The 14897-nt window shown below is 71.3% G+C and carries 13 protein-coding genes; 7 read left to right on the top strand and 6 right to left on the bottom strand.

The window, feature by feature from the left end; genetic code table 11:
- Nucleotides 1-242: 242 nt before the first annotated feature.
- A complete protein-coding gene (locus KBX26_RS10925) occupies nt 243-1592 on the bottom strand; it encodes a hypothetical protein (RefSeq protein ID WP_210865350.1) in 1350 nt (449 codons plus the stop codon).
- An 82-nt stretch (nt 1593-1674) separates the two neighbouring features.
- On the opposite strand from KBX26_RS10925, the gene murD reads away from it, so the two are divergent.
- The gene (murD, locus tag KBX26_RS10920; RefSeq protein ID WP_210865349.1) at nt 1675-3021 is read left to right on the top strand and encodes a UDP-N-acetylmuramoyl-L-alanine--D-glutamate ligase; all 1347 of its coding nucleotides are present in this window, start codon (nt 1675-1677) and stop codon (nt 3019-3021) included.
- A gap of 1 nt (nt 3022) precedes the next feature.
- Here the strand turns inward: murD and KBX26_RS10915 are convergent, their stop codons facing one another.
- The 3 genes from KBX26_RS10915 to KBX26_RS10905 all read right to left on the bottom strand — a co-directional run bounded on the left by KBX26_RS10915 (nt 3023) and on the right by KBX26_RS10905 (nt 5002).
- A complete protein-coding gene (locus KBX26_RS10915) occupies nt 3023-3535 on the bottom strand; it encodes a DUF6114 domain-containing protein (protein ID WP_245233774.1) in 513 nt (170 codons plus the stop codon).
- 1 nt (nt 3536) lies between these two features.
- Nucleotides 3537-4166 (bottom strand): DUF6230 family protein, encoded by a 630-nt coding sequence (locus KBX26_RS10910; protein WP_030337762.1) that lies wholly within the window; start codon nt 4164-4166, stop codon nt 3537-3539.
- A 185-nt stretch (nt 4167-4351) separates the two neighbouring features.
- Nucleotides 4352-5002: a TetR/AcrR family transcriptional regulator gene (locus tag KBX26_RS10905; RefSeq protein WP_307857798.1), complete on the bottom strand. Its 651-nt coding sequence runs from the start codon at nt 5000-5002 to the stop codon at nt 4352-4354.
- A 509-nt stretch (nt 5003-5511) separates the two neighbouring features.
- Here KBX26_RS10905 and KBX26_RS10900 point away from each other — a divergent pair.
- The gene (locus KBX26_RS10900; RefSeq protein WP_210865347.1) at nt 5512-6195 is read left to right on the top strand and encodes a Tat pathway signal sequence domain protein; all 684 of its coding nucleotides are present in this window, start codon (nt 5512-5514) and stop codon (nt 6193-6195) included.
- Nucleotides 6196-6258: 63 nt separating this feature from the next.
- Here KBX26_RS10900 and KBX26_RS10895 read toward each other — a convergent pair whose 3' ends face one another.
- Nucleotides 6259-7224 carry a hypothetical protein gene (locus KBX26_RS10895; protein ID WP_307857797.1) on the bottom strand — a complete coding sequence of 322 codons (966 nt, stop codon included), beginning with the start codon at nt 7222-7224 and terminating at the stop codon, nt 6259-6261.
- A gap of 73 nt (nt 7225-7297) precedes the next feature.
- On the opposite strand from KBX26_RS10895, the gene KBX26_RS10890 reads away from it, so the two are divergent.
- The 4 genes from KBX26_RS10890 (at nt 7298) to KBX26_RS10875 (ending at nt 11855) form a co-directional block, all read left to right on the top strand.
- Nucleotides 7298-8167 (top strand): hypothetical protein, encoded by an 870-nt coding sequence (locus tag KBX26_RS10890; protein ID WP_030337766.1) that lies wholly within the window; start codon nt 7298-7300, stop codon nt 8165-8167.
- 24 nt (nt 8168-8191) lie between these two features.
- Entirely contained in the window at nt 8192-8965 is a 774-nt protein-coding gene (locus tag KBX26_RS10885) for a hypothetical protein (protein ID WP_030337767.1), read from the top strand.
- Between the two features lie 107 nt (nt 8966-9072).
- Nucleotides 9073-10371 (top strand): aspartate aminotransferase family protein, encoded by a 1299-nt coding sequence (locus KBX26_RS10880; protein ID WP_210865346.1) that lies wholly within the window; start codon nt 9073-9075, stop codon nt 10369-10371.
- The gene (locus KBX26_RS10875; RefSeq protein ID WP_210865345.1) at nt 10368-11855 is read left to right on the top strand and encodes a CoA-acylating methylmalonate-semialdehyde dehydrogenase; all 1488 of its coding nucleotides are present in this window, start codon (nt 10368-10370) and stop codon (nt 11853-11855) included. Before KBX26_RS10880 ends, KBX26_RS10875 begins: the two co-directional genes overlap by 4 nt.
- Here KBX26_RS10875 and KBX26_RS10870 read toward each other — a convergent pair.
- Complete coding sequence (locus KBX26_RS10870; RefSeq protein ID WP_210865344.1) at nt 11827-13287, bottom strand: acyltransferase; 1461 nt, start codon at nt 13285-13287, stop codon at nt 11827-11829. The two genes, KBX26_RS10875 and KBX26_RS10870, sit on opposite strands and share 29 nt — an antisense overlap.
- A gap of 190 nt (nt 13288-13477) precedes the next feature.
- Here KBX26_RS10870 and ngcE point away from each other — a divergent pair, with 190 nt between their 5' ends.
- Nucleotides 13478-14893, top strand: a complete 1416-nt coding sequence (gene ngcE, locus KBX26_RS10865; protein ID WP_030337771.1) for an N-acetylglucosamine/diacetylchitobiose ABC transporter substrate-binding protein — start codon at nt 13478-13480, stop codon at nt 14891-14893.
- The last annotated feature ends 4 nt before the right edge of the window (nt 14894-14897 follow it).

Below are 14897 nucleotides of genomic sequence, written 5' to 3'. Positions count from 1 at the left end.
GTCCGGTCCGGTCCTGGGCCGGCCCTGGTCCGCTCGACCTTGGGCCGCCCTGACGTGCTGGGCTTGGCGTGTCCCGCCCGGGGCTCGGCCTGCCTCGCTCGATTCGTTTACGACATCAGCTCCAAAGGCGCAGCGCCACACACACTCCACCGGCCAGCCGCCGCGATCATGCGACCCACGGCGGGGGGAGGGTTCGCAACACCGGCGCGGGAGCCGGCGCGCGGGCCTGAACGTCTAGCGCGTCACATAAGTTGGTTCAGGGCTTTTGCGTAGGTGGGGGGGATGTGGTTGGGGCCGCCGGGGGTGAAGACGTCGGACGTGGCCACCGCGGACCAGGCCGTCGCCGGCACCGCGTCCACCAGGGCCTGGATCACCGGGGCGTCGCGCCACTGGTCCTGCTCGGCGAGCAGGCCGAGGGCCACCACCGACTCCTCGACCTCGCCCACGCACTCGAACGGCTTGTGCCCGTCCACGCCCAGCAGCTCGCGGTAGCCGGGGATCTGCGACTCGTCGGCCAGCAGGTCACCGCCGAAGATGTGGGTGACCCGTTCCCGTGGCATGAACGGCGCCATGGCCAGGAAGACGAACCGGCACTTCGGGCAGTCACGGCACCAGCGCTCACTCGCGTCGCGTAGCTTGAACGCCTGGTTGCAGCTGGTCACCACGTCGTCGTACCGGGTGAACTCGGCGAACAGCCGGGCGATGTGCAGCTCGGACAGCGACCGCAGCAGCGAGAAGTACGGTTCGGTCAGGCCCGCGTGCTCGGCCAGCGACGCCCGCAGCAGCCCCTCCGCCTCGACGCCCTTGGACCACTGGTGGTTGATCTCATGGCCGTTCCAGACCAGGTTCGGGTCGGACGCCGAACGCTCGTTGGACATCACCACCGGGCCCAACCCGTGCAGCACGGCGGTGGCCACCGCGATCAGCGAGTTGATGGCGGTGACCGGGATGTGGCCGTTCAGCGCGCCCGCCGCGTTCAGGTCGAACAGCACCGGGTCGATGCGCCGCCGGGCGGCCAGCGGGACCAGCCCGGACGCCTCGTTGACGGCGACGATCACATGGTTCGGGTTGACCGAGAACGGCACCGGGTCCAGCTCGGCGCGGCGCAGCGCCTCCAGGCTGACGATCGAGTCCTTGCCGCCGCCGACCGCCGAGAGCGGGCGACGGTCCGAGTCGTCGTACACCCGGGGCGACTCCGGGGTGCCGGCCGGCACCTCCGGGCGCAGCTGGAGCACGTGCGGCAGCTGGTTGCGGTACGCGTACTCGGCGAGGCCCTTGGTGTAGATGGCCGTGACGTAGTCGACGGTGGCCGCGCCCAGCGGCGCCGACAGCACGAGTCGGGGCGGCGCGGCGGCCTTGTAGTAACTGACCCCGGCGACGAGGTGCAGCACCTCCAGCACCCGGTTGAGGGTCGCCACCGTCTCGTCGGACGGCGGCTCCGCCGGCAGTGGAAGCGTGATCACCTCGGTGAACCGCTGCTCACCGGCCGGGCCGGTCAGGGCGTAGTCGAACAACACCTCGCCGGTGGCGAAGTCGATCGAGTAGGACGGGAAGGTGAAGGCGTCCATCCGCCGGAGCTGCTCGTTGGGCACACGCCATACTAGGCCCTGGTTCGTCCGGCCGTGTCCGGACCGGGCCCTGCCCGCCGCCGCCGTGACCCCCGAGGAGATCCTCGTGCGCCTTTCTGACCTGCGCGGTCGTTCCGTCGCCGTCTGGGGCACCGGCCGGGAGGGCCGGGCCGCTGTGACCGCCATCGCCGCGCACGGTCCGGCCGAGCTGGTCGCCGTCGACGACAGCGCGAACTTCCTGTCGCTGCCCTGGGACGGTCCGCTGGCCGAGGCGGCGCCGCTGGTCACCGGTGAGGCGGGCTTCGAACGGCTGGCCGCCGCGGACGTGGTGGTCCGTTCCCCGGGCGTGCCGCAGACCCACCCGTGGCTGGTCGAGCTGCGCCGACGCGGGATCATGGTGACCCAGGGCACCGCGCTGTGGATGGCCGACCACGCCGCGCGCACCGTGGGGGTCACCGGCAGCAAGGGCAAGAGCACCACCTCCAGCCTGATCAGTCACCTGCTCACCGCGATGGGCCGGCCCAACGTCTTCGGCGGCAACATCGGGGTGCCGACCCTGGACCTGCCGGAGGCGGAGCTGTACGTGCTGGAGCTGTCCAGCTACCAGTGCAGCGACCTCACCGACTCGCCCCGGGTGGCAGTGGTCACCGCGCTGTTCCCCGAGCACCTGGACGCGCACGGTGGGGAGCGGGAGTACTACCGGGACAAACTGAACCTGCTGGCCCACGACCCGCAGACGATCGTGGTCAACGGTGCCGACCCCCGGCTGGCCGCGGAGCTGGGTGAGCTGCCGGCGATCCGGGCCGGTCGCCCCGACACCTTCCACGTCGCCACCGGCGCCGACGGCACGCAGTGGTTCCACGTCGGCGACCAGCCGCTCTTCCCGCGCGCCGTGCTGCCGCTGGTCGGCCGGCACAACGAGGGCAACCTCTGCGTCGCGCTCGCCGTGCTGGACGCGCTCGGCGTGGACGTGCTGGCCGGCAAGGACCACCTCGCCGTCGCCGTCGCCGAGTTCCAGGGGTTGGCCCACCGGCTCACCGAGATCACCGACCCGTCCGGGTTGACGTTCGTCGACGACACCCTGGCCACCAGCCCGTACGCGGCCATGCACGCCATCGACGCGTACGACGGGCGGCCGTTGACGGTGATCGTCGGGGGCAACGACCGAGGTCTGGACTACACGCCGCTGGCCGAGCACCTGGCCGAGCGGGAGCTGACCGTGATCGGGATCCCGGACAGCGGCGCCCGCATCGTCGAGGTGCTCGCCGGCCTGCCGAAGGTGCGTACCGAACTGGTCGACGACCTGGTGGCGGCGGTCCGGCTGTCCCGCGAGGTGACACCGGCCGGCGGGGTGGTGCTGCTCTCCCCGGCCGCGCCCAGTTACGGACGGTTCCGCAACTACGAGCACCGCTCCGAGGTGTTCGCCCAGGCCGTCGCCGACACCGCCCGCTGACTCAGCCCCGGTCGACCGGGCTGGGGTCCGGTGACCGCATCCCGGGCAGCAGCACTGTGTCGGCGGCGTCCTCGTGCTCGTTCTCGTCCTCGTCCGACGCGGGTTTCGTCGCGGCGCCGGTGGGAGGGTGGTCCTTGTCCGGAGTCCAGGCGAAAGCGAGTGCCCCGCCGATCAGGGCCAGCAGCATCCCGACCAGGAAGCCGCCCAGGTTCGAGGTCAACCAGGAGACCAGCCCGAGCACCAGCGAGATCACGGCGTAGAAGACCCGCTGCTGCGGGGTGGTGATCAGCAGGACGCCGCAGATCACGAGGATGGTGGGCACCAGGTATGCGGCGAGCCCCTGCGGTCCGATGTGCAGCAGCACCCCGAGCGGTGCGCGCAGGGTCGCCAGCATCTCGGCGCCCCCGAGGGCGATCAGCACTGCGGCGGTGAACGGGCGGGCCCGCCGCCAGCGGCGCCACCGCCCGCGGGTTTCGCGGACGGCCGGCGCCGTCTGGTGTTGTTCGGTGCTCATGTCAGCACCCGTCGGAGGTGAACGCCATGCGCAGGTTGGGCAGGTTGAAGACGGCAGCGGTGGTGGCGTAGTTGTTCTGCCGCAGGTTCTCGATGACGATCGAGTCCGCCTGCTGGGAGAAGACGCCGGGGTTACCCTTCACACCGGGCACCTTGTCCAGGGTGCTGGCGTCCTGCCCGATGTCGATGTTCCGGAAAGCGGCGTTGCCGGCGATCTCGTCGCCGTCGACCACAAGGGTCCGGGCGGTGACCGGTTTGTCGCCGTTGCCGGCGGTGATCTTGAGGAAGACACCGCCGAGGTTGATGCTCTGGCAGAGGTTGGTCAGCTCCGCCTTGTCGATCGCCGAGACCATCACCAGGACCTGTCCACCGGTGTCGCCCTGGTTGGGGCTGTCCGGGATCATCTGGTCGAGGGTGGCGAACTGCTCGAACCCGGTGCCGGTGAGCCTGTCGGCGGTGACCGTGAACGGCATGCCCGAGATGGCGAACTGCGCGCCCAGCACGCCCTGGGCGGTCAGCATGATCATGCCGGCGGCGCCCGCCACGACGATGCCGAACGTGGCGGCGAACCGACGCCAACGCGTGCCACTGCGCGGCGGCCCGGGTGCGACGGGTGTGGTTTCCTCCGACATGGCGGCTCCCCTTAAGATCGATTCATCGGCGACAATGGGAATTGCATCCCTGACCCGCGTTCTGTGGGCGCAGAGCCGAAGTTACCGCCGAGTAAAGGAGAGGTCAACGGCACGTGACGGCCATTTGGGCGGTATTTGTTAAATGTGGCCAAGGTGAGAAACCGCTGCGGTTTCCGACCGTGTGATCAGGAGGGGTGGGCCGGTGCGCATGGCGCGGTCGTACTCGGGCCGTCGTCCGGCCGTATCGGCCGGGTCGCCTGAATCGCGGCCTCGGTGCCCAGGAACGGCGCCATGGCCGCGTAGGTGAGCACCGGCAGCAGTTGCGGCAACTCCGCCGCCCGACCCCGCGCCACACGGCCGCGGACAGTGGCGTAGATGCCACCGACCACTGTGGACACCAGCTCGTCGCGGCCCACCTCGGCGAGCGCCGGCCCCGGGCCGGCGTCGACGAAGAACCGACGGAAGCTGGTGAGCAGCGCGTCGCGCTCGCGGCGGGCGTCGGGGCCGGCCGCGTCCACCTCGACGAGCGCCATCCGGGCGAACGCCGGAACGCTCGCCAGCACCTCCAGCAGGGTGCGCAGCGCGGCGCGTGCCGCGTCCGGCCAGGTCGGGCCAGCCTCGCGGTAGGCGTTCTCCATCAGTTGTGACACCACGGCGATCCCATGCCGGTACGCGGCGAGAAAGGCGTCCTCCTTGCCCGTGAACAGGGCGTAGAAGGCCGGCCGGGTCACGCCGGCGGCCTGGCAGATGTCGCTGACCCGGGCGTTGTCGTAGCCCTTCGTCGCCACCTCGTGCACGAGCCCGTCGAAGAGGCGGTCTCGCTGGGTCGCGGCCACGACCTCTGCGGAGACCCGTCGCGGGCCGCGCTTGATCGCGCGGTCCGGGTCGCGGCCCGGGCGTGCACCCGGCAGGGGCGCCGGCGCCGGCTGAGGGTGGCTCTGCGTGGTCAATTCATCGACCTCCGTTGATTCATTGACTTTGCGACCCTCCGGGGTTTATAACTTTCCTCACGCTCAGTTCGCTCCCCGTCACCTTTGGTGATCTCCCCGGATGGTCACCCTGACTCGTCGAAGGAGGGCTCGATGGCTGTCATTATCGCCGAACACGAACGCTCTCCCAATGCCGGAAAGGCGCAGGTGACGCGGCTTCGCCGCAGTGCACCACGCCGACCCGCCCGCTGATCCGCGGCACCTCCGTCACCCGCGCCCGACCCGACGGTCGCCCGGCGCCTCCACCACCACCGCCGTCCACCTCGGACGGCCACAATCGCCGCCCGGCGTGCCCGCCCGGCGGTGACCGCCTGCGCGGTCCGCTCGTTCCCGTCCCGCCACCGGAAGGAAGCACCATGCTCAGGTACGGAAAAATCGGCGGGGGTCTCGTCGCCCTCGCGCTGCTGACCGGTCTCGTAGCCGCCCCGCCAGCCTCCGCCGACCCGTCAGCCGCGCTCGCCGGCAACGTCCTGACCTACCCCACGGCTGGCGGCACCGCCGTCGCCGTCAACGACGTCATCCAGGCCAGCCTCAAGACCGGCACCAACGCCACCTTCTACAGCTCCACCTCGGGCACCACCGGCATCAAGTGCGCCGCGTCCAGCTTCAGCGCCAAGGTGCTCACCAACCCGACCGCCCCGGGCACCGCCACCGAGAGCCTCACCGCCCAGAGCTTCGGCACCTGCACCACCAACGTGTTCGGCACCACCGGGGTGCAGAGCATCGCCCTCAACAACCTGCCGTACGCCACCTCCGTCACCAGCGCCGGCGTGGTCAAGATCTCCGGCACCACGGCGGCGCCGGTGCAGAGCACCGTCGTGCTGAACTCGTTGCTCGGCACGATCACCTGCGTCTACCGGACCAGCACCAACAGCCTCACCGGCACGGCGGCCAACGCCACCAACTCGATCACCTTCACCAATCAGCCGTTCACCAAGTTCTCCGGCCCGTCCCTCTGCTTCGGCACCGCGTACTTCTCGGCGACGTACTCGCCGGTGCGCGACAGCACCAAGGGCAACGCCGCCGTCTACGTGAACTGACCATGCTCCACCGGGCCGGTGCGCGGGCGATCCGCCGTGCGCCGGCCCTCGACCATGCCCGGGTCAGCCGGCGACCAGCGCCGCGTGCAGGGCCCGCATCGACCGGACGGCCGAGCGGATCTCCTGCAGGTAGCGGCCGGGGCTGAGCGTCTGCTCCGGCAGCCGGGCCAGGCCGGGCAGGGTGGGGTCCACCCCGACGGTGTCGATCCCGCAGCCGTACGGCAGGGCCAGGGTGCGCAGCGCGTCGCAGTGCTGGAACGGCACGTAGATCGGCGCGGTGAGCATCAGCACCTGATCGCCCGGCGCGACCTGGGCGTGCCCGGCCCAGAAACGCTGCGTGTCCGCGGTGTGCGCCCGCCGCAGGTGCGGTTCGCTCGACGGCGCCGCCAGCACCCGTACCGGCGGCAGGCCCCTGGGGTGGTAGGTCCGCGACGACCAGGAGTGGTGCGGGTGGCCTGCGTCGACCCCGTCGCGCTCCGCCGGGACGGCCACCCCGAACGCCCGCCGGACCGCCGTGTCCAGTACGTCCACCTCGGTGTCGTCGGCCGGCAGGCCAGCGTCGGCCAGCGTCGCGCGTTCCCACTCGGACAGCGGCCGGAAGCTGCCCAGCACGGCCACCTCGCCGCCCACCGCCAGCCCGGCACGCAGCAGGTGCGCGGCGTAGGTGACGCGGCGCACGCAGGCGTGTGCCAGGCCGCCGAGCACCACCAGGTGGGCGTACGCGCCACGGGTCGGCGGCACCGGATGGACCAGCCCGAGCGCGGCTGCCGCGTCGAGCACCAGCGCGGCGGTGGCCGGATCGAGGTCGGGTTCGCGTGCGTCGGGCCGTTCCCGGCCACCCCGGAAGTCCCAGTGTCGGGCGGAGAACTCGTCCAGGAATCGAAGCACCTCGGTGAGATCGCCGTCGGGCCAGGCGCCGCCGAAGCGGGCGACCAGGCCGCGGAGCGGATCCGCGCAGACCCAGCCGGCGATGCCGGCGGCGGGCTCGCCCGGCGCACCGGCGGGCAGCGGTACGGGCAGCTCGGGCACCGCCGGATCGTACCGGGGAGTGGTTGTCGTCCCGTCGTACCCTGACAGCAGCCGGCGCCCGGGAGGTACCTCGATGGCCGATCTGCTTCGCCGATCCCGCCCCGGTCGGGTCGGTTCGGCGGGCGGGATCGTCCGGCTGCTGGCGCACACCGACCCGGTCGCGTTGGTCGGCATCCTGCTGTCCGTCTCGCTGTCCGTGACGTTGGACCTGACCAACGCGGCAACCGGCGTGGAGTCGTTGCTCGCTGGGCTGATGGGCACCACCATCTCGCTGCTGGTCGACTCGCTGGCCCGCGCCGAGCGCCGGTTCCACCTGCGGACGCTGCTGGAGGGGCCGCCGTGGCTGGTGCACGCCGTGCCGGAGGTGGTCACCGGCACCCGTGAGGCGGTCGAGCGGCATCCGGGCAGTCGGGTGGCCGAGGAGGCCCGCCGCCGGTTCGAACGGTTCCGCGCGGAGACCGAGCAACTGCGCGTCGGTCGGATCATCCGGCCCGGCGGCGACTGCCAGGACCTGCTCGGGGGCACCCGCGAGTGCCGACAGCGGTTGGACGCGGTGACGAACGTGATGCCGAGGGCCAGTGGCGAGCTGAGCTGGTGGCGCAGCGAGATCGGCCGGCACTACTGGGCGACGAACATCGAGGCGCTGGCTCGTGGCGTCCAGGTCACCCGGATCTTTCTGCACGCTGGGCTCACCGACGAGCTGACCGACCTGGTGCGGGCGCAGCGGCGGGCCGGGGTGCGGGTGGGTCTGTTGCCGTGGGGCGTGGTCGACGCGTCCCGGCACGTCAACCTGACGCTGTGGGACGGTACGGCGTGCTGGGAGGGTCGGATGAGCGCGCACGGCGAGATCACCGAGAACCAGTTCTCGGTGAATGCCGGGGATCTGGCCCGGCTGACCGACGTCTTCGAGGTCTGCGTCGAGGCGGCGACCTTCCTCGACTGACCGCGACCGGAGGGTGTGCCCCCGATGACCGTTCAGGCCGTGCTGCTGGTGACCGCGGTTGTCTGGGCGGTCAGCCTGATCCGATCGGTACGACTGCGGGCGCTCGTCTACAGTCTTCCGCTGCCGATGACGCTGGCCCTGATGAGCACCGGGCACCGGGTTGAGGGCGCGCAACTGCTCGGGGTGCTCGGCCTCAACCTGTTCTTCGTCGTCGTGACAGTCACCCACCACCGGCTGCGCTGGCCGATCCTGCTCGCCGACGCCGCCGGGATCGTCGCGTACGTGGCGTTCAGCGCCGTCCTGCTCGCCGTGCCGGTGCCGTTCGAGTTGGCGTTGGCCGGGTCGGTGACGCTGTGGGGGCTGGCCATGCTGCTGCTACGCCGAAACCGCCCCGCCGCGTCGCCGCAACCGTCGGGCCCGCTCGCGGCGCAGGGGCGTCGGATGCCGGCGCCGGTCAAGCTGCTGGTGATCCTGGTGGGCGCGACACTCACCGGGCTGCTCGGCGAGGTGCTGCGCGCCATGGTGGTGACGTTTCCGTACTCGGGGGTGCTGGTGGCCGTCGAGGGTCGCCGAGACCTGGTGGCGTTCACGCGGCACTTCGCCCGCAACAGCCTGGCGCTCGTTGGTTTCCTCGCCGCGTACCACTGGTGGCAGGACCATTCGACGGTCGCCGCGCTGGTGGCCGGCTGGTTGGCGTTCACGATGCTGGCCGTGGCGCTGCACGCGTCGACGTCCTTGGGCGTGGTTCGGCGTCGGGCCGCGCTGGGCGCCGCCGGACGAGGCGTGCCGGGTGTCTGACGCACTGTCAGGAGCGGATGCCTGCTGCGCTACACAGTGGCAGTTGTTCGCCTCGGCTGGCGGTGGGAGCGTGCGGTATCCACGAACGCCGCTGAAGGGTTGCCACGATGACCGACGACCTGCTGGCCCGGCACCGGGCCGTGCTCCCGTCCTGGATGCCGCTGTACTACGCCGAGCCGATCGAGCTGGTGTCCGGCTCGGGCCGCCGGGTCACCGACGCGCAGGGTCGCAGCTACCTGGATTTCTTCGGCGGGGTGCTGACCAACATGATCGGGTACGACATCCCGGAGATCCGGGAGGCCGTCGAGCGGCAGTTGGCCACCGGCATCGTGCACACCTCGACGCTCTACCTGATCCGCCAACAGGTGGAGCTGGCCGAGAAGATCGCCCAGCGCTCCGGCATCCCGGACGCCCGGGTGTTCTTCACCAACTCCGGCACGGAGGCGAACGAGGCGGCGCTGCTGGTCGCCACCAACCACCGCCGATCGCACCAGGTCCTGGCCGTGCGCAACAGTTACCACGGCCGGTCGTACGCGGCGATGGGGGTCACCGGCAACCGCAACTGGTCGGCCAGCGGCCTCAACCCGCTCCAGGTGGCCTGGCTGCACTCGGGCGACCGGGTGCGCGGGCTGATGGCCCGGCTCAGCCCCGACGAGCAGGTCGACGCGGCGGTGGAGGACCTGCGCGAGGTGCTGGCCACCCAGACCGCCGGTGACGTGGCCGCGCTGATCGCCGAACCGATCCAGGGCGTGGGCGGGTTCGTGCACCCGCCGGACGGGCTCTTCGCCGGCTGGAAGAAGGTCCTCGACGAGCACGGCATCCTGTTCATCGCCGACGAGGTGCAGACCGGCTGGGGGCGTACCGGGGAGCACTTCTGGGGTTACCAGGCGCACGGCGTCACCCCGGACCTGCTCACCTTCGCCAAGGGCATCGGCAACGGCTTCGCCCTCGCGGGGGTGGTCGGTCGGGCCGAGGTGCTGGAGTCGGTGGCGGCCATCAGCTTCTCCACCTTCGGTGGCAACCCGATCTCCACGGCGGCCGGCAACGCGGTGCTCGACTATCTCCTGGAGCACGACCTCCAGGCGAACGCGGCCCGCGTCGGCGCGATCCTCGCCGACGGCCTGCGGTCCGCGGTGGGTGGGCTCGACTGCGTCGCCGAGGTACGCGGAAAGGGGCTGATGCTCGGCGTCGAGTTCGTTCGGCCGGGCACCAGCGAACCGGACCCGGTGTTGACCAACCGGGTCTTCGAGGCCGCCCGGGAGGGTGGTCTGCTGGCCGGCAAGGGCGGCCTGCACGGCAACGTGCTGCGGATGGGTCCACCGTTGACGCTGACCGAGGCGGAGGCCCGGGAGGGCCTGGCGATCCTCGTCGACGCGATCCGCTCGTGCGCGGGGGTGGCGGCATGAGCATCGGTCACTTCATCGACGGCAAGCGGGTCGGCGGCACGTCGGCGCGGCGCGGCGACGTGTTCGATCCGGCGACCGGTCGCCGTACGGCCGAGGTCGAGCTGGCCTGCACCGCGGACGTCGACGTCGCGGTGCAGGCCGCCGCCCGCGCGGCGCGGGCCTGGCGGGACGCGTCGTTGGCGAAGCGCTCGGCGGTGCTGTTCGCCTTCCGGGAGTTGGTGCACGCCCGCCGGGACCGGCTTGCCGAGGTGATCACCGCCGAGCACGGCAAGGTGCTCGCCGACGCCGCGGGCGAGGTGCAGCGCGGCCTGGAGGTCATCGAGTACGCGTGTGGGCTGCCGTCGGCGCTGCGCGGCGCGTTCAGCGAGAACGTGTCGACCGAGGTCGACTCGTACACGATCCGGCAGCCGCTCGGGGTGGTGGCGGTGATCTCGCCGTTCAACTTCCCGGTGATGGTGCCGCTGTGGTTCGTGCCGGTGGCGGTGGCCTGCGGCAACGCGGTGGTGCTCAAGCCGAGCGAGAAGGACCCGAGCGCGTCGCTGTTGCTGGCGGAGTGGTTCGCCGAGGCGGGCCTGCCCGACGGGGTGCTGAACGTGGTGAACGGTGACAAGGAGGCGGTCGACGCGTTGCTGGACCACCCGGAGGTGCGGTCGGTGTCGTTCGTCGGCTCCACCCCGATCGCCCGGTACGTCTACCAGCGCGGGACGGCCGCCGGTAAGCGGGTGCAGGCGCTCGGTGGGGCGAAGAACCACATGGTGGTGCTCCCGGACGCCGACCTGGACCTGGCCGCCGACGCGGCGGTCAACGCCGGGTTCGGTTCCGCGGGGGAGCGGTGCATGGCCATCTCGGTGCTGGTGGCGGTGGAGCCGGTGGCGGACGAGTTGGTCGAGCGGATCGCCGAGCGGATGGCCGGTCTGCGCACCGGCGACGGTCGACGGGGCTGCGACATGGGCCCGCTGGTGACCGCCGCCCACGCGGCGAAGGTGCGCTCCTACGTGGACGCGGGTGTGGCCGCCGGCGCGGTGCCGGTGGTGGACGGGCGGGACGTGACGCCGGACGGCGACCCGGACGGTTTCTGGCTCGGCCCGACGCTGTTCGACAGGGTGACCCCGGACATGTCGATCTACACCGACGAGGTCTTCGGACCGGTGCTGAGTGTGGTCCGGGTCGGCTCGTACGACGAGGCGGTGGAACTGGTCAACGCCAGCCCGTACGGCAACGGCACGGCGATCTTCACCAACGACGGCGGCGCGGCCCGCCGCTACCAGCACGAGGTGGAGGTGGGCATGGTCGGGATCAACGTGCCGATTCCGGTGCCGATGGCGTACCACTCGTTCGGCGGCTGGAAGTCGTCGCTCTTCGGTGACCTGCACGCGCACGGTGAGGACGGGGTGCGGTTCTTCACCCGGGGCAAGGTCGTCACCAGTCGCTGGTTGGATCCCCGACACGGTGGGGTCAACCTCGGGTTCCCCACCCAGACCTGAGCAGTCGCAGCACGCCCGCCCCGGCCAGGTACGCCACCAGCGCCGGGACGGGCGTGCCGAGCGGCTCGGGCGCCTGCTGCGGTGTGGCGCTGTTGATCAGCAACGCGGCCACCACGGCGGCGTAGCCGGCCACCGCCAACGCCGCCCGGGCGGGGCTGCCCCGACCGGTCCGGCGTCCGGTGCGGTGCCGGGCGCTGCGCGCCTCCACCGGGCCGAAGATGGCGACGAGCGCCACCAGGACGGCGCTGAGCAGCAGCAGCCAGGGCACCCGCCAGGCCCACCAGGCGGCCGTGTCGACCGCCGGGGCGGGCAGCGTCCCGACCGCGTCGAGCATCCCGATCAGCAGGATCGCGGCAGTGAGGTGCCAGAGGAAGACGGTCAGCACCACCAGGTTGACCCCGATCACCAGCTGCCACGGCCCGGTGCGCCGTAGCAGCCGCTCCGCCGGGCCGCGCAGCAGCAGGATCACCCCGAGCTGGCCGGCGGCGACGGCCAGCAACGCGAGGCTGGGCGGCGCGCTGTTGTCGAACCGTTCGTCGGGCACCTTGAGCATGACCACGGGCCACGGGCCGAGCACGGTGAGCAGCAGCGCCGCACCCATCCCAGCGGTCAGGAACATCAGGCCGGCCCGGCGGGAGGTGGGCAGCCGTCGTCGGCGTACCCCGGGACGGTCGGGTGTCGACGGCCCGGCGGCGTCGGCCTCGGCGGGTGGTGGCGCGGTCTGGCCAGCCGGGCCGGTCGACGGCTGCGGCGGCGCGGCCCGACCGGCGGGCGGCACGGTGCGGGTGTCGTGCCAGGCGAAGCCGAGCTGGTGGACGGCGAGCCATCCGAACAGGTAGTTGCCGTAACTCAGCTCCTCCGGCCCGATCAGCCGGCCGAGGTCGCCGAGGCCGACCAGAACCACCAGGACCAGCGGCACGGCCAAGCCGAGACGGCGGTGCAGCGCGTACATCGCCGGGGTGAGCACGACCGCCGCCAGGTAGGCGACCAGGAACCAGAGCGGAATGGTGGCGAACCAGACGACCTCGCGGATCCGGGTCGGCTCGGCACCACGCAGCCAGGCGGCCGCCGCCGCGGCGGTGAGCACCAGCAGCAGTGTGCTGGTGGGGCGGACCAGGCGGGCACTGCGGTCGATCAGCCAGCCGGGTGCGTCGCCGCCGCGGGCCCGCAGCCGGGTCAGTGAGGCCGCGTTGGCGTACCCCCCGACCAGGAAGAAGACCGGCATGACCTGGGCCAGCCAGGTCAGCGGGTACGCCCAGCGCAGGTCGCCGAGTGCGGAGTGGCCGGTGGCCTGCCCGGCGGCGTCGCGCCCGATCACCGTGACGCTCCAGTGTCCGAAAACGACCATGGTGATGGCGAGCGCGCGGAGCAGGTCGACGTACCGTTCCCGCCCAGCCGGGGTGTGCTCGGCCAGCTGGCGCAGACGGCGCATCGCCTCAGGCTAGGCGACCCGGCGACGGCTGGTGGTGATAACGGTTCGACAGTCAGGACTTGAAGTCCGGGCCCGGCTGTCGTAGAAATTCTTCAGCAACAGAGCATGAACTGAAGAGAATCACCGCGCCTCGCGCGGCGGACGCCTCCCCCCACACCGGCGGCCGCCCGACCCGACCCGAGGAGAACCCATGAACAGGCGTGACATCCTGCGGCGCAGCGCCGCCGCCGGCCTCCTGGCCACCCCCGCCGCCGGCCTGCTGTCCGGCTGCGCCACCAGCGGTGGCGGTGACAAGAACGATGCCGAGACCTACCAGGGCACCAAGAGCGCCCAGAACCCGCTCGGCGTGAAGGAGGACGCCCCACTCGAGGTGGTGATCTTCGGCGGCGGGTTCGGTGAGGAGTACGCCAAGGCCCACGAGGCCATGTACACCGAGAAGTACCCGAAGGCGAAGATCAAGCACTCCTCCACCCAGGAGATCAGCAAGACTCTCCAGCCACGCTTCGTCGACGGCACCCCGCCCGACGTGGTCAACAACTCCGGCTCCGGCCAGATCGACTTCAACGGGCTGGTCAGCCAGAACGCCCTCGCCGGCCTCGACGAGCTGCTGGCCGCCCCGAGCCTCGACATCCCCGGCAAGACGGTCAAGGAAACCCTGCTGCCCGGCGCCGTCGAGGTCGGCTCCTACGACGGCAAGTTCCTGGTGCTCAACTACACCTACACCGCCTACGGCATCTGGCACTCCGCCAAGCTCTTCGCCGACCGCGGCTGGTCGTACGCGAAGACCTGGGACGACCACATCGCGCTCTGCAAGCAGATCAAGGCCGCCGGCATCGCCCCCTGGACGTACGCCGGCCTGCACCCGCGCTACATGAGCTGGCCGCTGATCTCCACCGCCATCAAGCTCGGTGGCCCGTCGGTGGCGACCGCCATCGACAACCTGGAGCCGAACGCCTGGAAGTCCGACTCGATGCGGACCGCCGCCGACGCCTGGCATCAGATCGTGAAGGACAAGTACATCCTGGACGGCTCGTCCGGCCTGGACCACAAGCAGTCGCAGACCGCCTGGTGCCAGGGCAAGGCCGCCTTCATCTCCTGCGGCTCCTGGCTGGAGAGCGAACAGAAGGACGTCACCCCGGCCGGGTTCAACATGACCATTCAACCGACGCCGAGCCTGGGCAGCGGTGACAAGCTGCCGTTCGAGGCGATCCGAGGTACTGCCGGGGAACCGTTCATGGTGCCCGCCAAGGCCCGCAACGTCGCCGGCGGCCTGGAGTACTTCCGGACCATGCTCTCCAAGAAGGGCGCCCAGGACTTCACGAAGAAGGTCGCCAGCCTCACCGTGGTCGCCGGCGCCACCGAGGGTGTCGAGCTGCCGTACGGGCTGAGCACCGTGGTCAAGGCCCTCGACGCGTCCGGCGCCAACGGCTTCAACTGGGTCTACAACAACTTCTACCGCAAGTTGGAGCGCAACCTCGTCGACGCCGCGTGCGGCGAGTTCTTCAGTGGCCGGATCGGCCCCGCGGAGTTCCTCGAGCAGTGCCAGAAGGGCGCCGACTCGATCGCCCAGGACAGCTCGATCAAGAAGTACAAGCGAGCGGCCTGACCGC

Source organism: Micromonospora sp. C97, assembly GCF_018070385.1.
In the GTDB taxonomy this organism is placed as follows: Bacteria; Actinomycetota; Actinomycetes; order Mycobacteriales; family Micromonosporaceae; genus Micromonospora; species Micromonospora parva.
Note: the sequence above shows the minus strand (reverse complement) of the source record. Positions and strands in the feature narration are given on the sequence as shown.

Coding starts and splice junctions, on each gene's coding strand:
- KBX26_RS10915 (WP_245233774.1), bottom strand. CDS start 3,535: ATGAGCACCGAACAACACCAGACGGCGCCGGCCGTCCGCGAAACCCGC.
- KBX26_RS10910 (WP_030337762.1), bottom strand. CDS start 4,166: ATGTCGGAGGAAACCACACCCGTCGCACCCGGGCCGCCGCGCAGTGGC.
- KBX26_RS10900 (WP_210865347.1), top strand. CDS start 5,512: ATGCTCAGGTACGGAAAAATCGGCGGGGGTCTCGTCGCCCTCGCGCTG.
- KBX26_RS10890 (WP_030337766.1), top strand. CDS start 7,298: ATGGCCGATCTGCTTCGCCGATCCCGCCCCGGTCGGGTCGGTTCGGCG.
- KBX26_RS10885 (WP_030337767.1), top strand. CDS start 8,192: ATGACCGTTCAGGCCGTGCTGCTGGTGACCGCGGTTGTCTGGGCGGTC.
- KBX26_RS10880 (WP_210865346.1), top strand. CDS start 9,073: ATGACCGACGACCTGCTGGCCCGGCACCGGGCCGTGCTCCCGTCCTGG.
- KBX26_RS10875 (WP_210865345.1), top strand. CDS start 10,368: ATGAGCATCGGTCACTTCATCGACGGCAAGCGGGTCGGCGGCACGTCG.
- KBX26_RS10870 (WP_210865344.1), bottom strand. CDS start 13,287: ATGCGCCGTCTGCGCCAGCTGGCCGAGCACACCCCGGCTGGGCGGGAA.
- ngcE (WP_030337771.1), top strand. CDS start 13,478: ATGAACAGGCGTGACATCCTGCGGCGCAGCGCCGCCGCCGGCCTCCTG.